Consider the following 16919-nt stretch of genomic DNA (forward strand, 5'->3'; position numbering starts at 1 on the left):
GTTGCACCGGGTGTCTGGTCCCCTTTATTCCGCGACGGTTTGGCGCTTGGCGCGGCGGCGCCAGAAGAGGAACCCGCCCAGCATGGCCAGCCCGATCGCGGCGATTTCGCTAGGCTCAGGAATGGCGGTGACGGTTAAACTGAGGTTGTCCACGGTTCCGATGGCAGAATTAAATTTGCCGAACCCAATGTAGTTGATCGTTGGGTTAGTCCCATAGGTATGTGTGGTGCGGATAGCCCCAACTTCGTCGACATACCAAGTCGCCCGCCAATTTGGCTGCGTGGTGTCTAATTGGACGTGTAGCGTAACGAAGCCAAAAAGATCCGGATCGGGATTGTAATTTTGACCGCCAGCCGTGCCTGGTCCGGTGAAGGTTTGAATCGGGTCGGTGCCAGTTCGGTCCGCCCGTTGTAGCATCCAGGCGGTGCTGCCAGAGTCAAAAATTCTTTGGGAAGCATTAGCACTCTGGGTGAATGCTATAGCCATCCAGTCACTGCCGCCTGCAGTTGGATCTACCTGTAATGACAGGTCGTAGATGAAGCCATTTTGCGGAGTGAATGGCAAAAATGCCGAACCGTCGTTCGTGAGCGCGTTGGAGCCATCGGCTTTCCAACTAACGTCCGCGTTCCAGTTGGCGTTGGATGTTCCGTGGTTGGCACCGAGAATTACACCGGTATTGGCAACGGGCGCTGTGGTGTTCAGTGCCGTAGCGCTGCTGCCGGAGAACGAGTCTTGGTAGAGGAAAACGGCATGTGCCGCAGTCGCGTATGCAAAAAACGCTGAACTTATTGTAATACAGCGAATAGCGAGGTGTGGTGATAGCATGCCCTGGCTATTGTCTCTATTGTTTTGGCGCGGTCAATCAGCTTTATGGGCTGAAAAATCTATATAAGAATAAATTAAAAATGTACATGTTTGTAGGGTAAAAGCTTATTGGCATTAGGCTGAATAGCTCATGCTTCACGCGCCAATTGGCGCCAAGCGATGTCCTTGCGGTAGTAGGCGTCCTTCCAGGTTACCTTGTCCACCGCTTGGTAAACGTCTTCCTTGGCCTGTTGGAGGGTGGGGGCGTTGGCGACGACGCCGAGCACACGGCCACCGGCAGTAACGATCTCACCCGCGTCGTTTTTCTTGGTGCCGGCGTGGACAATGGACACGTTGTCTGGCAGTTCGGTAGGCAGCGAAATGACGTCGCCCTTGTGATAGGCGTTCGGGTAACCGCCGGCCGCCATGACGACGATCATCGAATACTCGTCCTTCACGCGGACGGTTTCAGGCTTCAACTGGCCTTTCGCACAGTCGAGGATTAGCTGCACGGGGTCTTGCTCCAGCAGTGGTAGGAGAATTTGGCACTCGGGGTCGCCGAAGCGGACGTTGAACTCGACCACCTTGGGCTGGCCATCAGGCAGCACCATGATGCCGATGTAAAGCGTGCCGCGATAGTCGATGCCGTCTTCCTTGAGCGCCTTGAGGGTAGGGACGATGATTTCGTCGCGGACCTTTTGCTCCACGGCGTCGTCAACCACGGCTGCCGGGGCGTAGGCACCCATGCCTCCGGTGTTGAGGCCGGTGTCGCCCTCGCCAGCGCGCTTGTGGTCTTGGCTGGCGGGTAGCATCACGTAGTCTTCGCCGGAGACCATGAGCATGATCGAGGCCTCTTCGCCGTCCATGAACTCCTCCACGAGGATCTCGTGACCGGCTTCGCCAAAGGTGTTCTTGATCAGCATTTCGTGGGCAACTTGCTCGGCGTCGGTGAAGTTATCAACGATCAACACGCCTTTGCCGGCCGCGAGGCCGTCGGCCTTGATGACGAGCGGGTATTCGGCGTTGCGCAGGTAGGTGAGCGCCTTGGAAAAGTCCTTAAATTTCTCGCCCCAAGCCGTGGGGATCTTGTTATTGATCAAAAATTCCTTAGTGTAGGTCTTGCTGGCCTCCAGGCGGGCACCGTCCAGATTGGGGCCATAAACGTCAAAGCCCGCCTCGCGGAGCTTGTCTGCCGCGCCAGCGGCGAGCGGTGCCTCGGGGCCGACGATGACCAAGTCTGCCGCGACTTCCTTGGCCAGGGCGACAATGGCCTCGGCATCGTTGACGTCGACCGGGCGGCAATCAGCGTCCAGCGACATGCCGCCATTGCCGGGCGCGGCGATAATTTCGTCCACCAGGGGGCTTTTCTTGCAGGCGATGACGAGGGAATGCTCGCGGCCGCCAGAACCGATGACCAATACTTTCATGCGCCGAAGAAAACTACGGGCGCCCCTCCGCGCAACCCCGAAAGCAAAATCCTGCCCGGGTGTTTTTGCTAAGTGCTTGATCTTTTTTCCCGGGTGCCTCCCAATAATCGCGTGAAGAAACCCAACGTCATATGGTTTGTTTGTGATCAAATGCGTGGCCAGGCTACCGGCTACAACGGTGATCCCAACGTGTTTACTCCCAACCTCGACAACATGGCCATCTGCGGTGCTGCCTTCCCGCAAGCGGTTTCCGGCTACCCGTTGTGCTGCCCGTTTCGCGCAAGCATGCTCACTGGCCGCTACGCGCACAACCACTCGGTGAAGATCCACGAGGACAAGCTGGAGACTTCCTATCAGACCATTGCCGACGTTTTCAATGAGCACGACTACGAGACCATTTACCTCGGCAAATGGCACTTGGCGGGTATGAAAGAGCGTGAAGGGCGCACTGTGCTGCGCACTGTTGCGCGCGAAGACCGCTTCCGCTTCGACACCTGGATCGGCTACGAAAATAACAACAGCCAGTGGGACCTCTACCTCCACGGGCACGAGGGAGATGAAGAAATTCCCCACTTTAAACTGATCGATTACGAGACCGACGCCCTCACCGATATGGCGCTGGAGCGCATCAAGGCGCGCAAGGATTCCGACAAACCGTTTTTCATGGTGGTCTCGGTCCAGCCACCGCATGTGCCTTGCCTCGCGCCGCCGGAGCACCGCCGCTACCAGGCGCAGCAATTGGAGCTGCGCCCCAATGTGTCCGCGAAAGAAGAAGACAAGGCACGCTTCGATTTATCCGGCTACTACGCGCAGATCGAAAACATCGATCACAACGTCGGCCGCATCATAGAGACGCTTCGTGTGGAAGAAATGATCGACGACACGCACGTCATTTTCTTCTCCGACCACGGAGACCAGATGGGCAGCCAAGGTGCCTTTGGTAAATGCGTGCCCTATGAGGAGTCGGCCCGCGTGCCATTTCTGATCGGCGGTGGCCAGCCCATGAATTACTACGGCCTAGCCGGCAAGAAAGACTGCCTGATCAACCACGTGGACATTGCTCCGACGACGCTCGGTATCTGCGGCATCGAAACGCCGGACTGGATGGAGGGCTTCGACTACTCCCACCGTCGCACCGGCAAGGAGCACGCTGACCGTGTCCACAAAGAGCCCGACAGCGCATTTCTACAACTCATCGGCGACCGAGAAAGCGGCTATGCCTGGCGTTGCGTGATCACCCGCGACGGTTGGAAATACGCCGCCGCCCGCGGTCGAAACCATTGGCTGATGTACGATCTAAACAACGATCCCTACGAGCAAACCAACCTGGCCTTCAACACGTGGTACTACCAGAAGCGCTGCGAGCTCAAAGCCCTGCTCCAGGACTGGATCGACAAAACCGGCGACGACTTCGAGCTGCCCGAAGACTGACGGATCGCGAACTTCCACGTTCGCTAAAATCCATCTGACTTGAGGTAGCACGGAGCGTTCTTGCCCCGCAAGCCACCGCTGTTTGAAATGTCAGTTCGTTAAAGCCGGTTTGGCGGAAGGCGCGTTTCGCGAACCGTCCCTTTCATTGCCTCAAACCTTGCAGAACGAGACGCTCTGCGCTACCTTTTGCTTAAGGTCGTTGGCACCGCGGGCACCAGCAACTCGTGCGGCCGCCGATTGCTTTGCGTTGCAAAGCTTCGTCGTCTTTCGGGCAGTGGCCGCCGTCGCGCCAGCGATGCCAGAAGAGCCAGCTTTCGGGGATGTTGACGTTTAAGTCCGCGGGCAGCTCGCCGCCGACACCCGCAATGGCGCACAAGGCGTCGGCGGAAACCTCGCGAACTTTGCGATACAGAGTTTCTTTTTGCTCGGAGGTCAGCTTGCCGCTTTTTATCTCCGGATGGAGCTGGGCGCGCCAGAGTATTTCGTCCGCCATCCAGTTGCCAATGCCGGGGAAACGCTCCTGCATGAGCAGCACTGCCTTGAGAGGTGACTTCGCTCGCCGCTGAAGAAACGCATTCATTACATCTGGCGTAAACGCATCGGACAAAATCGCGGGCGGCAGCTCAGTCCACCACGCGGGCGGCTCTTGGCCGATGTGCAGCCTTAGCAGGCCAAATTGACGCGGGTCGCGAAAGACCAAGGTGCGCGAGGCCTGACGCAAAACGAAGTGATCCCACTTGCCACGCTCTGGTTGCTTTGCAACGCAAAGTAACTTGCCCGTCATGCCGAGATGCAGCCCCAGCCACCGCCCGCCGGAAAACTGAAACAGCATCTGCTTAGCCTGCGCGAAGGACGCACGCAGCGTGGCACCGGTCAGCGCTTCGGTGATTTCCTTGGCTGAATTCTCACGATAAATACGCGCCTTGGGGTTGCACTCAACCAGCTTAATTTTGCCGCCGATGCCGGGATCCCACTGTTGGCGGAAATATTCAACTTCGGCGAGTTCAGGCATGTCGTGGTAAATGCAAAATTATAAATTCAAAATGCAAAATTAATATACGGCTAAGTTGCTTCGGTCTTTTTGAATTTTGCATTTTTCATTTTGAATTTACTCCTCGCCCACCTTTTTGCGCTTGTTCGGGTTGACGTAGATTTTGATGTCCACTTCCTGGTCCCCGAGAATTTCCTGCGCGCGGCCGAGGGCCATGGCGGTCGAGAGGGTGGGGTTCGTGGTGTTGTCGGGGAAGACATTTTTGGGGTTCAGCGTTTTCAGGACGCCGGAGTTGGTCAGCGTGCGCATGCATTCCTCGCGGCACTCGCTCAGGATCAGGATGCGGTCGCGCTCGTTCATGTAGCCGACTAGCTCCTCGATGGCCATCGTCGAAGTGGCGTCGAGGTGACGGGCGTTACGCATTTTGAGGACAACGATTTTCAAGTTGTCGCGCTCGGCGACGCGGCGCATTTGCTCGTCGAAAATTTCCGCCGCGCCGAAGAACAAATCTCCCTCGACGTGGACGATGGACACTTCTGCGTTCTTGGGTTTGTCGTCGCGCATTTGGGAGAGGCCGCCCTCGTCGTCGAAGCCAAACTCAGACAGCTCTGGCGTCGCCGCCTTGCGGAGGAAGAGGATGATGCTCAGTGCCGCGCCCATGTAGATGGCGGTATCGAGCGGCACGAGCAGACCCGCGATGCAGGTGGTGTAAAATACTGCGGCGTCGCTACGCGTTGCTTTGGTAACGATCTTGATCGCGTGGCGATTGAAGAGGCCAATGCCGATGAATATAACCAACACCGCGAGCACCGATTGCGGGATGTATTTGATAAACGGCCCGAGCACAAACGCGCCGACGCCGACCATGATGCCGTTCATCAAGGAGGCGACGGGGGTTTTGCCGCCGCTGCTCCACGAGAGCTGCGATCGCGTCAGTGAACCGGAGGCGGGCATGCCGCCGAAGAAACCGCAGGCAATGTTGGCCGCGCCGATGGAGAACATTTCCTGATTGCCGTCCAGCTTTTCGCCGGAGCGCGCGGCGAGGCTCTTGCCGATGCTGGTGCCCTCTAGCACGCAGAGCAGGGCGATAGCCAGGGCCACATTGGCCAGCCGCGCGATGTCGTCGAAGTTCAGGTTGGGCACGGTGACAGGCCAGTTACTGGCGTCGATCGGCTGGAGCCAGCGAATGTCTTCGCCCGACCACAGAACGCTGTCGTGCTCATCAATGACGGGGCTGGTATCCGCCATTTCTTCCTCCAGGCGAATCTGAGCGGTGTCGGCAAATTGGTAAGTCGGGTCGGTGACCATGGTCGCGATCACGGCTATGGCGGACACGGAAATCATGGTGATGGCCACATTGGGCAGCGTCTTAAATTTCTTTTGCAGTCCGAGGTAAAGCGCCGCCGTAATCGCGCTGAGGATAGCCGATTCCACATGCAGCTCGGGCAGGTGTTTGACGGTCGTGATCAGCTTTTCAAAGAAGGTCGTGGCGCTTTCTTTTTCTTCCGGCGAGAACTGAATCCCCAGCGCATTTTTGGCCTGGCCGACGATGATCAGCAACGAGGCCGCCGTGATGTAGCCCGTGACGACCGTTCGCGAAATATACTGAATCACGTTGGCCACGCGCATGTAGGCACCCACCACAAGGAAGAAGCCGATCATCAGTAGCAGCAGTGGAAGAGTCGCCGCACGGGCCTCGGGCTCGATGATCGCCAGTGCCGCCATGGCCGAGGCAAAGGTGACCGCCGTGGCGTTAGTCGGCCCTAGCGTGATGAACCGCGAGCCGGCAAAAAACGACGCCACAATCGCCGCCACCGCTGAGCCGTAAATCCCGTAGGAGATCGGCAGGCCGGCGATCAATGCATAGGCCATGCCTTGCGGAAACGCGAGCAGCGCGACGTTGAGCCCGGCGCGGAAATCTCCTCCAGCAGATGCGCCGTTGTAGCCGCGCAGGTGATGCCGCAGCGGAAAGAAGTCCAACTGGTTCGCCTGTTTTAGCCAGCGCAGCGTCGCTTTGATTCGGTCAACGTTCAGGTTCAAGCCTTTATGGAAACGGCAAATCAATCGAGTGAAAAGTTTTTTCTAACTCCTATCGCTTATTCAGTTGAGAGTTGCGAATTTAGAGCAGAGGCCCTTGCTTTGAGCGTATGAACAACCGCTCCGACATTTTTAAAGAGAAACTCGCCAAGGACCCAAATAATAGCCTCTTCCGCTACAGTTTGGGACAGGCGCTCTTTGATGAAAAACAATATGACGAGGCCGAGGAACATCTGCAGTTTTGTGTGGCCAGCCGGGAAGACTGGATGATGCCACGGATTCTCCTGGGCAAGTGTCTCGTGGAAAAAGGTGATGACGCCGCTGCGAAGGCGATCCTTGCGGATGCGCTGAAGTTGGCGGAAATCCAGAACCACGAGGATCCTGCCACCGAGCTGCGCGCGATTCTGGCGGACCTCGATTAACGCCGCCCGATGCGCGTTATCCTCACCAGCCACGGCTCGACGGGCGACATCGTGCCAATGATCGCGCTGGGCCGCGCCTTGCTTGATGCCGGGCACGACACGGTGTTCGTGGCCTCGGATTTGTTTCAGGGCCTGATTGAGGGCGCTGGTGTGCCGTTCCACGAAGCTCCGCCGAGCTGGACCACCGACGATGGCCGCGACGCGATGAAGCAACTGGCCCGCGTCAAGCAGCCGCTCAAGCAACTGAAGCGCATTTATGAATTCGGTCTCGGCCACTACGAGGAGTATTTTAACGTGCTGGAGAAGCTAACCAAGGGCGCGGACCTGCTGGTATCCTCTTATTTATACCCGTGTCTGCAGCCGCTGGCCGAGCGAAATGGAGCGAAGTTTGCCGTGGCCACCTTTGCGCATAATTCGGTGCCGACGACTGAGAATGCGCCGCTGCCCGGGCTGGAGTTTCCCTTCCTGCCGGGTGCCATGGGGCGGCTTTGGCGAGACACTTGGTGGCGCATTGCCGACGCCTCGGTCCGCCGCACGCTCAACGGCGTGATCGGTGATCTACTCAAGGCGCGCGGCTACCCGACGGGCTGGAGCTTCTTTCGTGAGCCCGCGCCGCTGGCGCTCGTGACGGTGTCCCAAGCCTTGTTCGGACCGCCGCGGGAGACGCTCGATCCGCGCTTTGTCTTTGCCGGATACTTCCGCTATCAAACGGAGCCCGACGCCGCGCAGGCCGCCGAGATTGATGCCTTTTGCGAGGGGGAACTCGTGCCCGTGCTCAACTTTGGCAGCGTCACCTGGGACAGTGCGGTGGAGGAATTTCAGACGTTACTGGCGCGATGGCCTGCGGGCAAAAAGCTGATTGTGCAAAGCGGCTGGGCTGGCTTTGCGCAGACGCCGGGCCATGAGCGGCAGGACATTAAAATCATCGGCCAGGCCAACCACGACATGCTCTTTGCGCGGGCCTCGGTGATCATCCACCACGGTGGCGCGGGGACGACGGCATCGGCCCTCCATGCCGGGAGGCCGCAGATCATCATCCCGCAGATTGCGGACCAGCATTTCTGGGCGCGCGAATGCGCTGGCATCGGTTTGGCCAAAATCGGGCGCGGCAAAGTCTGGCCGTTTCAGCTCGCAGAGTGGGTTGCCGAGGTGGAGTCGTCCGCCAGCTATCGCAGTAATGCGCAGAAGGCGGCGGAGAAACTTCGCCGCGAAAACGGCCCGATGCGCGCCGTGGAAATCCTTGAGGATTATCTGGCTGGTGATTAGCAACAGCGATTAGCATCAAACCCGTGCCTAATAAATATTGCTTGCGCTGAACGTATTAAGCGCCGATAAAAGCGCGCGTGCCTCTAGACGCCCCTACCAAAGAAGCGCTCGTCAATCGTTATTGGCGCGCGAACCTCACCATCACGCTCGGCCTGCTGTTTATCTGGGCCTTTGTCAGCTTCGGCTGCGGCATTTTGTTTGCCGATGTGCTGGACGACATCCATCTGTTCGGCTCGGGTTATCCGCTCGGGTTCTGGTTCGCGCAGCAGGGCTCGATCATTGTCTTTGTTTTCCTGATCCTCATCTACGCGATCGCGATGAATGCGCTCGACCGTAAGCACAAGCGCGAGATGGACGAGTTTAAGGCGAAGGGAGGCCAGGCGTGAGCGTTCAAGTTTGGACCTACATTTTCGTTGGCCTGAGTTTCTCGCTCTATCTGGGCATTGCCTGGTGGGCGCGCGTGGCCGACACCAAGGGCTTTTACGTCGCTGGGCAGGGCGTGCCCGCCGCCGCCAACGGCATGGCGACGGCGGCCGACTGGATGTCTGCCGCGTCGTTTATTTCCATGGCTGGCCTGGTCTCGACCATGGGCTACTCCGGCGGCGTTTACCTGATGGGGTGGACCGGCGGTTACGTGCTTTTGGCGCTGCTCATCGCGCCGTACTTGCGCAAGTTCGGGCACTTCACGGTGCCGGATTTCGTGGGGGACCGCTTCGGCACCAGCTTCGCCAAGGGCAAGCCCGACACCATGATGGCGCGCATTCTTTCCAACCCCGCACGTGTTGTGGCGGTGGTCTGCGCGCTGTTCGTGAGCTTTACTTATGTGGCCGGGCAAATGCGCGGCGTGGGCCTCGTCTTCAGCCGCTTCCTGGAGGTCGATATCAACATCGGCGTCGTGATCGGAATGGTTATCGTGTTTGTTTACGCGACCCTCGGCGGCATGAAGGGCATTACCTGGACGCAGGTTGCGCAGTTCTGGGTGCTGATCACGGCCTTCCTCGTGCCGACGATTGCCATCTCGCTCAAGCTGACCGGCCAGGCGATCCCGCAGATCGGCCTCGGTTCGGAGCTGGTCGATGGCGGCATGATGCTGCTCGACAAGCTTGACGGCCTGCACAAAGAGCTCGGCTTTTCCAGTTACACCGAGCCCTTCCAGGGCAAGTGGGACAAGGCTAACGTCTTCATGGTCGCTCTCGTGCTGATGGCGGGCACCGCCGGCCTGCCACACGTGATCGTGCGCTTCTACACAGTGAAGTCTCCCGCCGCCGCGCGCTGGAGCGGCTTCTGGGCGCTGCTGTTCATTTCCGGCCTCTACCTGAGCGCCCCGGCGCTGGCGGGCTTTGCGCGCTACTACATGATCAACACCCTCAACGGCGCGACCGAGCAGGACATCCCCAAGTGGTTCACCAGTTGGGAGGAAACCGGCCTGATCCTCTGGGTGGACGACGGCGACGGCAAACTCCACTTTTCCAACAAGGAGGACAATGAAATCTTCCGGCAAGGGCCCACGCTTAACGACAGCGAGCTGATGACCATTGTCAAAAACCACCAGCTCTACCTCGACACCAAGGACTCCGCCGATCCCCGCGGTCAGGACGGCCGCGCCATCCTCCGCGACATGGGCCTGAGTGGGCCGGATAAGGACATCATCGTGCTCGCCACGCCCGAAATGGCCGAACTGTCCAACTGGATTATTGCGTTCATTGCGGCCGGTGGTCTGGCGGCGGCGCTGTCCACGGCTAGTGGTCTGCTGCTCGTGATTTCATCTTCTGTCGCGCACGACTTATATTACCGCATCATCAACCCGAAGGCGTCGGAAAAACAACGCCTCACCGTGGGTCGTGCCTTCATCGGCTTGGCCGTCGTGGTGGCGGGCATCTTTGGCATCTACCCGCCTGGCTTCGTGGGTGAGGTGGTCGCCTTTGCGTTTGGTCTGGCATCGGCGAGCTTCTTCCCGGTCATCCTGCTGGGCATCTTTAACCGGCGCGTCAGCACGACCCCCGCCGTGTTCGGCATGATCGCGGGCATGGGCTTCACGATGTTCTACATCATCGCAGTGAAATACTTCGGCATGGCGCAATGGACCTTCTGGGGCCTGAGCGATCACGGCATCCAACCCGCGGCCATTGGCGCCATCGGCATGGTGATCAACTTCATCGTCGCGATCGCGCTGTCGTTCGTCTGCGAAAAGCCCGGCCCGGAAATCCAGGCCCTGATCGACTCCGTCCGCGAACCCGAAGACGCCGAAGCCCCCATGAATATCGAAGACGCCCCGGAGCATTAATGCTCCGCTGGGCGGGCTTCAGCCTGTGACGGATTTACAAGTCCGAAGGTTTGAGCCCGGTGCGTTTCGCAATTCTGGCTAACATCCTTGGGCCTATTTCCTCGCCATCGTGGAATGCAAAAACGTAGGGCTCCCAGCCTTCGCGAACCAGAACTCGATGCGAGCCGGTAGCTTCTCGCTTCTGCTTCCACCCGATTTTCATGAGAGCTTTGAAAACCTTTTTTGCCTTGGTCGATCCCCACTGACTCATGACGCCAGCGAGAATAGGCTGTCCAGTTCGGGGATCTTTTCACCGTGGTCGATGCGATCAGCAATGACGCGCAGCGCGAGCGCCTCAGCCTTGCCAATCGCTTCTTCTTGCGAGGAACCATAGGCCATTACGCCCGGAAGCTCCATGACTTCGGCAATCCAGCGCCCGTCGTCTTCCTGTTCCAATTCGATCTTCATAGTGGAGAACGTATGGAATATTTTCGGTGTGTCGATTCAGAACGTTTCAAGTGAGCCGCGAGTCACACACGGAGCGCTGGGGAACGTTGGCTCTACTGGTTGTGTTGGATTTATTTTCCACGTGCTACATCGATGAGATGTTGAATATGCGCATCCAACTGCGCGGCTGATTCATCGATTTCAGCTCGAATCTTTTCGGTCTGCTTTAGGAAGTCGCAATACTTCTTTAGTGCCTTATGTTTTACAGATTCTTTGGTAAGGGATTTGTGCCGCCTGCGCCAAGAATTGATAGGATCGGACTTGATCGTCCAAGGGTAGTTTTGAGCAATCCACTCAACATAAGGTCCGATACACTTCTCCGGACAACCATTTCGGATGGCGAACTTTTTTCCCTCTTCGGAAAACGCGAATGGCCATGCCTGCGCGTTCACGACTACTTCGTCCCTGCTCATCTTTTCAGGACTGTCAGTTGCTAGGAAATCGATGCATCGATCCGTAGAATCAATAGTGGATTTCATATCGAGTGATAGATCCTCTATCAGCGCACCATCTAAAGACTCAGATACTAACGAGAGTCTTTCGTATGCCTTATAGAATACCTCACGGCTATTTTTAAGTCCGTCTTTTCCTATATACTTTCTAGCTCGATGGGAGATATTGTCGCGGCTACTCCATGAGAACCATGTTGGCTGGAAAGAGGTAAGAACTTGGCAAACGCACTGAAAGTAGAAAATCGCTAACGAATGCAAAATACCCTCGTGGCGTAGCCCTTTATGGTAAGCGGTGTTCCTGAATTGATGAAGGTATAATACAGAATCGTGTAATTCTTGACTAATCATGCCAAACTTACAGGCAGCATGGACCTTAGAAGCGAAATTTTGGCTAAGGGCTCGTTCTAATATTTTTGGATCATTCTTCGGTTTACTGATGCGCCCCCACATCTCATTTTCGCTGGCTTTGTCTTGTGCGTATTTGTGAAGTGTCAGCTCTGCGACGTTGTCTATTAACATCAGAGCGAAGCGATCAAAATTTCGGTCGTTAACAGCCAACTGATCAAGTGCGAGATCTAGTTGATCGATGTTATCCGCGAGGAATTGGTTCATCTCTTTAATCCAACATTCTTAATCGTTGCACCATAAAACTTGCGAACTGAGCAGAGATTCGATGCTTATCATCTATCCAAATTGGCTGAAGGCCACTTGTTCGTCAAGGTTGTAGGGTGATACAGGCCAGTTCTAATTCACAAATTTCAATGGGTCAGTTCGTGTCTTTATCTTAGGTGACGCAACGCGGAGTCGGCATGACTCGGCTGAGCAGTGACTCGCGAACCTTACGTGGAAGGAGAGGCAAAGCACCGGTGTTTCGTGACGCAACACAGATGGGGTTTGAGAGCATTATCCCCGTAGGCTTTGGAAGAAGCGTCGGCGACGCTTCCCGGGATTGTCGGCGATACTTCGAGTGATAGTCGGCGACGCTTGGTCGCGCAGTGGGCGATACTTCATGTGCCCTTGGGCGGCTAGTTTGACCGCGCTGTTGCTGCGATTATACTGTCAGAAAACAGTCGGCAGGGCAAGCGGAGAGGGCACCGAATTGCAGAAAAAACGCGGCGATGCGTCCGATGGGGATTGGCTCGCGGTTGCATGGGGTTGGCGATCCCGCTAAGCGGGATTGCTCTGCGGTGGAGGTGGTGGGTGGCAAGCTGGGGCGCGCTAGCGCTTGCGTGATTTGCCGTCCGGGCGGCATTTTTCGAGGACGACTTTTAGGGCGTTGCCGGCCAGGAGGACCTCGCGCAGGCAGACGCTGAGCGAGGCGAAGAGCAAGAGGATGCTCAGGCCAAAGAGCGCTTCGCCGAGCATTTGCAGCTCGGTGTGGACGGCGAGGATCGACATCAGACAACTCAGTAGCGAGAGGATGCCCAGAGCCTGCATCCATTTGATCAGTGTCAGGCGCAGCTCGAGGTTGTCGATTTGGCGGCGCAGGGATTCGTCGTCGTGTTCGATGAGCTGCCCGGCGAGGTCACGCACGATCTTCGCCAGCGCCAGAAAGCGGTTGGTGTACGCCAGCATCAGCAGCGATACCGCCGGGAAGAGAATGGCTGGTGTGGTGACTTCGATCATGGGTGGTGCGGCGGTGGTGATGGTGGCGGAAGTGGAGTAGTGGATCGCGACGGAGCGTTAGCGGAGATGGCGAAGCAACTTCCACGTTCGCATACTATCTATCTCTTATCATTTCGTTTATAAAAGTCGTTGATTATAAGCGAACGTGGAAGTTCGCGTTCCTTCTTTGGAACCACTTTCCGCCACTACGCCTTCGGCTTCTTCTTGAAAAAACGCATCACGGCGTAGCCGAGCAGGGCGAGGAACGTCACCGCGAACACTGCGCTGGCTGTCGTGCGGTCGGGGCCGAGGATTTCCACGCAGAGCAGGATCAACAGCACCGCGCCGATCAGACTGAGCACGATTTTAGCGGCGTCGCCCATCGCAGGGTTAGTCCTTTTTGATCAGCATGCACACGGCGTGCGCGGCGATGCCGGCGCAGCGACCGAGGTCACCGATCTTTTCGTTGGTTGTGGCCTTGAGGCCGACTTCGGTGGGCTCTATTTGCAGGCTCTCGGCGAGCACGGCCTTCATCTTGTCGAGATGCGGCGCGATCTTGGGCTCCTCGGCGATGAGGGCGATGTCGACATTGCCCACGCGGTAGCCGCGCTGGTCGGCCTCGGCCACGGCGCGGCGAAGGATGTCCTGCGAGTCCATGCCTTTGCAGGCCGGATCGTCGTTCGGGAAAAAGTGGCCGATGTCGGCGAGGCCGAGGGCGCCGAGCACGGCGTCGGCCAAGGCATGGGTCAGGCAGTCGGCGTCGGAATGGCCGTCGAGCCCTTTATCGTGCGGAATTTCCACGCCGCCGAGCACGAGGCGGCGGGCGAGGGCGAAGCGGTGGATGTCGTAGCCGAGGCCAATGCGAAATGGTAAACTCATGAATCTTTTTGTTGAAGGAGGAACTCGAGGTAAGGCAGATCGGCGGGCGTCGTCAACTTCGGGTTCGGGTGTGGGTTCTCGACCAAGGTGACTTTGTGGCCCTCGCGGCTGACGGCGGCAGTGTCGTCGGTGACGGATTCGTTGTCGAGCCGCAACCGGCGATAAGCCTCAAGGATGGACTCGCGGTGAAAGACCTGCGGCGTCTCCATGGCCCAGAGGTTGGAGCGCGGCACGTCTTTGAGGTTGCGGCGGGTCGTCTTGCGCTGGGAGCCAGCGGCGCGCTTGATGGTGTCGGCAACGCGGTGGGCGAGCACGGCGGCTTTGTCTTGGACGACGGCATCGTAAAGCGCCTGGATGTTGTCCGGGCGGATCATCGGGCGGGCGCAGTCGTGGATGAACACGTAGTCGACGAGCAGGGAAACGGCGCTCAGGCCGTTGAAAACGGAGTCCTGCCGCTCTTTGCCGCCAGGAACCCAATCAATGTTCCAGTGCTCGATATCGCTTTCGCCAAGGGCTTTGGCCAGTGCGATGCGCTGCTCTTTGTCGCGGTACACAATGACGGCGTGGTCGATGAGCCCGCTGTCGGCAAAAGCCTTGATGGAATGCCAGAAGACCGGCCGCCCACCAAGCTGGGTCAACACCTTGTCGGACACCTGACCGCGCATTCGCGTGCCGCTCCCGGCGCAAAGAAATATCGCTGCGTTTGCCATAATGTAATTTAAGGAAAACGCAGTAGCATGCCATGGGCCACCTCAAGGGCAACTCTTTAACCGAGAAAGGGGCGGGTCTGGCAGAGGCGTGATTTATTTGTATTGGTGGCGGCCGGTATCCCTACCGGCCAGAGGCGAGTTCGAATAGATTGAATCGGTCCGCGCTGAGCTTTATCCGCAAATGGTGGCTTATTGAAAACAATTTGCTTTCAGCCTAAATCCTGCCCGGTGGGGATCACCGCTTAGCGGGACAGGCACTGGCCGCTACCTTAGTGGATTGCTCTTCAATCACTGAACTTCTCGTCGAACAGCTCGTCCATGTAGGCGAAGGCGCGCTTGGCGGAGAGGGCGTTGTATTCGGCTTTGCCGGGCATGTTAGCGTGCGGGTCGGTGAAGGAGTGAACGGTGTTGCTGAACTGCACGAGCTGCCAGTCGACGTCGGTTTCCATCATCGCGGCAACGAATGCCTGCACGTCACTTTGCGGCACAAAGGGATCGTCCGCGCCGTGGAGCACGAGTACGCTGCCTTGGATGTTGCCGGAGTCGACCGCGAGCGTCGGGGAGGCGAGGTCACCGTGGAAGGAGACAACCGCGTCGAGGTCGGCACCGCTGCGGGCGAGCTCCAGCACCGTGCCGCCACCGAAGCAAAAGCCAATGGCCGCCGTCTGGCTTTTGTTGATCGGCGCTTCTTGCGCGAGCAGCACATTGAGCGCTTTCTGAGCACGGGCCCGCATCATGTCGCGGTCGGCGCGGACCGTGCCAGCGGCCTTACCGGCTTCGGACGAATTTTGCGGACGCACATCGACGCCATACATGTCGGCCACGAAAAAGACGTAATCGTCGTCAGCGAGTTTTTTAGCCTTCTCGATGGAGGCGTCGGTCACACCCATCCAGTTGGGGACCATCAGCACGGCGGGCGCGGGTTCATCGATGTCGTCATCGTAAACGAGCACGCCCTCGAACTGCACGCCGTCGAGCGTGTAGGGCACTTTCTTTTCGATGATTTCGGCCGAGGCAACTTGCGTGACGAGCAGTGCGGCGAGGGTGAGCGCGAGTAGTGTTTTCATGCTGTTACCTTGAATGCGCATTGGGGAAATTTCAAACCCGCGCGCGCATTACTTGGTCGGCTCGGTCGCGTCCTTGAGCGGCGGCTCGGGATCGCGCTTCTGCCAGTAGCGGCCCATGAGTGCGTCCATATCCTCGCGCATAATCTGCCCGCGTCGCAGGCCGAAAACGTATTTTCCGATCAGGCGCGTTAGCCAAAACATCGCCAGAAACAGCCCCAGCGGGAAGATAATCGTGTCGAACAAATACGCGGCGCTGACGGTAATGACGTTCCAAAAAAGCTCGGTGGTGCGCGCCAATAAATACTGGGTCAGCACGCCAGTGGCCTGCTTTATTTTGGTAGCCTTGGTGATGATCCCCTCGGCTTGCTCTATTTCGTCATAGCGGCGGTTGAGCTCGGCGTTGACCAGAGCCAGGTTGCCCTCGGCTTCGATCAGGCGGCTCTCGGTGATTTGCTGGGAAAGTTGACTGCCGCCCCACACGGCCAGCGGGGCAATCAAGTAAGCGGCGATGGCGAGGATCGCGCCGAAGAAGGCGGTGTCGCGCAATACCCGGGCGATGGCGCGGCGCTTAGGCATGAACCACGCGGCGATGAAATAAAACAACAGCGACCCGAGCGCGAGCAGCAGCAGCCATTGGTCGAGGTATTGCGAGACCTCCAGCAGCATACGCGTCATGACAATGATCATCGTCGCCCACAAAACGATTTGCCACGCAAAGTCCACGTAGTCGTAAACGCCCTGCACGACATCGCCCACTTCGAGGCCAAAGCCGACGCCGAGCTCGCTGCCTTCGATGATGGCGAGCACACTTTTGACGCCGGTCAGGATTAGGAACAGGCGCGAGGCCTTGTCAAAGGACTCGTCGAGGTATTGCTGATTGGCGTAGTCCATGTGCCCCAGCGCGCGGTCGTTGATCCAGCTGTCCAGCGGGCCGCGCAGGATCATCGCCATGAGCGTGAAGAGGATGGCGATAATCGCCAGTCGGGAAATGAGTGTTACACGGGCATTGCTCGCCATAAGTCAGTCTTCATTAAGACTGCGTCCGGCGACAAGTGTTC

General features: G+C 57.9%; 18 protein-coding genes. 5 read left to right on the top strand and 13 right to left on the bottom strand.

Features of this window, described 5'->3' with window-relative positions:
* Nucleotides 1–24: 24 nt before the first annotated feature.
* Both O3S85_RS16990 and purD read right to left on the bottom strand, forming a co-directional pair.
* On the bottom strand, nucleotides 25–825 hold the full coding sequence (locus O3S85_RS16990; RefSeq protein ID WP_269542001.1) for a PEP-CTERM sorting domain-containing protein: 801 nt from the start codon (nucleotides 823–825) through the stop codon (nucleotides 25–27).
* 128 nt (nucleotides 826–953) lie between these two features.
* A complete protein-coding gene (gene purD, locus O3S85_RS16995) occupies nucleotides 954–2231 on the bottom strand; it encodes a phosphoribosylamine--glycine ligase (protein WP_269542002.1) in 1278 nt (425 codons plus the stop codon).
* A 111-nt stretch (nucleotides 2232–2342) separates the two neighbouring features.
* Between purD and O3S85_RS17000 the strand changes: the two genes are divergently transcribed.
* Nucleotides 2343–3662, top strand: coding sequence for a sulfatase family protein (locus tag O3S85_RS17000; protein WP_269542003.1), 1320 nt, complete (start codon nucleotides 2343–2345; stop codon nucleotides 3660–3662).
* A 190-nt stretch (nucleotides 3663–3852) separates the two neighbouring features.
* On the opposite strand, the gene O3S85_RS17005 is transcribed toward O3S85_RS17000, so the two are convergent.
* Both O3S85_RS17005 and O3S85_RS17010 read right to left on the bottom strand, forming a co-directional pair.
* Complete coding sequence (locus tag O3S85_RS17005; protein WP_269542004.1) at nucleotides 3853–4674, bottom strand: Fpg/Nei family DNA glycosylase; 822 nt, start codon at nucleotides 4672–4674, stop codon at nucleotides 3853–3855.
* A gap of 96 nt (nucleotides 4675–4770) precedes the next feature.
* Nucleotides 4771–6693 carry a SulP family inorganic anion transporter gene (locus tag O3S85_RS17010; protein ID WP_269542005.1) on the bottom strand — a complete coding sequence of 641 codons (1923 nt, stop codon included), beginning with the start codon at nucleotides 6691–6693 and terminating at the stop codon, nucleotides 4771–4773.
* Nucleotides 6694–6800: 107 nt separating this feature from the next.
* On the opposite strand from O3S85_RS17010, the gene O3S85_RS17015 reads away from it, so the two are divergent.
* The 4 genes from O3S85_RS17015 to O3S85_RS17030 all read left to right on the top strand — a co-directional run bounded on the left by O3S85_RS17015 (nucleotide 6801) and on the right by O3S85_RS17030 (nucleotide 10662).
* Nucleotides 6801–7112, top strand: coding sequence for a tetratricopeptide repeat protein (locus tag O3S85_RS17015; RefSeq protein ID WP_269542006.1), 312 nt, complete (start codon nucleotides 6801–6803; stop codon nucleotides 7110–7112).
* Nucleotides 7113–7121: 9 nt separating this feature from the next.
* Nucleotides 7122–8378: a glycosyltransferase gene (locus O3S85_RS17020; protein ID WP_269542007.1), complete on the top strand. Its 1257-nt coding sequence runs from the start codon at nucleotides 7122–7124 to the stop codon at nucleotides 8376–8378.
* A gap of 77 nt (nucleotides 8379–8455) precedes the next feature.
* Nucleotides 8456–8764 (top strand): DUF4212 domain-containing protein, encoded by a 309-nt coding sequence (locus O3S85_RS17025; RefSeq protein WP_269542008.1) that lies wholly within the window; start codon nucleotides 8456–8458, stop codon nucleotides 8762–8764.
* The gene (locus O3S85_RS17030) at nucleotides 8761–10662 is read left to right on the top strand and encodes a sodium:solute symporter family protein (protein WP_269542009.1); all 1902 of its coding nucleotides are present in this window, start codon (nucleotides 8761–8763) and stop codon (nucleotides 10660–10662) included. Before O3S85_RS17025 ends, O3S85_RS17030 begins: the two co-directional genes overlap by 4 nt.
* Before the next feature lie 34 nt (nucleotides 10663–10696).
* Here O3S85_RS17030 and O3S85_RS17035 read toward each other — a convergent pair whose 3' ends face one another.
* From O3S85_RS17035 to O3S85_RS17075, 9 genes are all read right to left on the bottom strand, one after another.
* Entirely contained in the window at nucleotides 10697–10912 is a 216-nt protein-coding gene (locus tag O3S85_RS17035; protein WP_269542010.1) for a type II toxin-antitoxin system HicA family toxin, read from the bottom strand.
* The gene (locus O3S85_RS17040) at nucleotides 10909–11109 is read right to left on the bottom strand and encodes a type II toxin-antitoxin system HicB family antitoxin (protein WP_269542011.1); all 201 of its coding nucleotides are present in this window, start codon (nucleotides 11107–11109) and stop codon (nucleotides 10909–10911) included. Before O3S85_RS17040 ends, O3S85_RS17035 begins: the two co-directional genes overlap by 4 nt.
* Before the next feature lie 110 nt (nucleotides 11110–11219).
* A complete protein-coding gene (locus O3S85_RS17045) occupies nucleotides 11220–12212 on the bottom strand; it encodes a hypothetical protein (protein ID WP_269542012.1) in 993 nt (330 codons plus the stop codon).
* 606 nt (nucleotides 12213–12818) lie between these two features.
* Nucleotides 12819–13226 carry a DUF2721 domain-containing protein gene (locus tag O3S85_RS17050; protein ID WP_269542014.1) on the bottom strand — a complete coding sequence of 136 codons (408 nt, stop codon included), beginning with the start codon at nucleotides 13224–13226 and terminating at the stop codon, nucleotides 12819–12821.
* A gap of 185 nt (nucleotides 13227–13411) precedes the next feature.
* Nucleotides 13412–13588 carry a hypothetical protein gene (locus O3S85_RS17055; RefSeq protein WP_269542015.1) on the bottom strand — a complete coding sequence of 59 codons (177 nt, stop codon included), beginning with the start codon at nucleotides 13586–13588 and terminating at the stop codon, nucleotides 13412–13414.
* Between the two features lie 7 nt (nucleotides 13589–13595).
* On the bottom strand, nucleotides 13596–14084 hold the full coding sequence (gene ispF / locus O3S85_RS17060; RefSeq protein ID WP_269542016.1) for a 2-C-methyl-D-erythritol 2,4-cyclodiphosphate synthase: 489 nt from the start codon (nucleotides 14082–14084) through the stop codon (nucleotides 13596–13598).
* Nucleotides 14081–14794, bottom strand: a complete 714-nt coding sequence (gene ispD, locus O3S85_RS17065) for a 2-C-methyl-D-erythritol 4-phosphate cytidylyltransferase (protein ID WP_269542017.1) — start codon at nucleotides 14792–14794, stop codon at nucleotides 14081–14083. The genes ispF and ispD overlap by 4 nt, the downstream gene beginning before the upstream one ends.
* A 284-nt stretch (nucleotides 14795–15078) precedes the next feature.
* Entirely contained in the window at nucleotides 15079–15861 is a 783-nt protein-coding gene (locus O3S85_RS17070) for a dienelactone hydrolase family protein (protein ID WP_269542018.1), read from the bottom strand.
* A gap of 48 nt (nucleotides 15862–15909) precedes the next feature.
* Complete coding sequence (locus tag O3S85_RS17075; protein WP_269542019.1) at nucleotides 15910–16878, bottom strand: hypothetical protein; 969 nt, start codon at nucleotides 16876–16878, stop codon at nucleotides 15910–15912.
* Between the last annotated feature and the right edge of the window lie 41 nt (nucleotides 16879–16919).

This window comes from Cerasicoccus sp. TK19100 (assembly GCF_027257155.1).
In the GTDB taxonomy this organism is placed as follows: Bacteria; Verrucomicrobiota; Verrucomicrobiia; order Opitutales; family Cerasicoccaceae; genus Cerasicoccus; species Cerasicoccus fimbriatus.

Excerpts from the sequence above, each read along its gene's own strand:
- O3S85_RS16990 (WP_269542001.1), bottom strand. The coding sequence starts at position 825 with ATGCTATCACCACACCTCGCTATTCGCTGTATTACAATAAGTTCAGCG.
- purD (WP_269542002.1), bottom strand. The coding sequence starts at position 2,231 with ATGAAAGTATTGGTCATCGGTTCTGGCGGCCGCGAGCATTCCCTCGTC.
- O3S85_RS17005 (WP_269542004.1), bottom strand. The coding sequence starts at position 4,674 with ATGCCTGAACTCGCCGAAGTTGAATATTTCCGCCAACAGTGGGATCCC.
- O3S85_RS17015 (WP_269542006.1), top strand. The coding sequence starts at position 6,801 with ATGAACAACCGCTCCGACATTTTTAAAGAGAAACTCGCCAAGGACCCA.
- O3S85_RS17020 (WP_269542007.1), top strand. The coding sequence starts at position 7,122 with ATGCGCGTTATCCTCACCAGCCACGGCTCGACGGGCGACATCGTGCCA.
- O3S85_RS17035 (WP_269542010.1), bottom strand. The coding sequence starts at position 10,912 with ATGAGTCAGTGGGGATCGACCAAGGCAAAAAAGGTTTTCAAAGCTCTC.
- O3S85_RS17040 (WP_269542011.1), bottom strand. The coding sequence starts at position 11,109 with ATGAAGATCGAATTGGAACAGGAAGACGACGGGCGCTGGATTGCCGAA.
- O3S85_RS17045 (WP_269542012.1), bottom strand. The coding sequence starts at position 12,212 with ATGAACCAATTCCTCGCGGATAACATCGATCAACTAGATCTCGCACTT.
- O3S85_RS17050 (WP_269542014.1), bottom strand. The coding sequence starts at position 13,226 with ATGATCGAAGTCACCACACCAGCCATTCTCTTCCCGGCGGTATCGCTG.
- O3S85_RS17055 (WP_269542015.1), bottom strand. The coding sequence starts at position 13,588 with ATGGGCGACGCCGCTAAAATCGTGCTCAGTCTGATCGGCGCGGTGCTG.
- ispF (WP_269542016.1), bottom strand. The coding sequence starts at position 14,084 with ATGAGTTTACCATTTCGCATTGGCCTCGGCTACGACATCCACCGCTTC.
- ispD (WP_269542017.1), bottom strand. The coding sequence starts at position 14,794 with ATGGCAAACGCAGCGATATTTCTTTGCGCCGGGAGCGGCACGCGAATG.
- O3S85_RS17070 (WP_269542018.1), bottom strand. The coding sequence starts at position 15,861 with ATGAAAACACTACTCGCGCTCACCCTCGCCGCACTGCTCGTCACGCAA.
- O3S85_RS17075 (WP_269542019.1), bottom strand. The coding sequence starts at position 16,878 with ATGGCGAGCAATGCCCGTGTAACACTCATTTCCCGACTGGCGATTATC.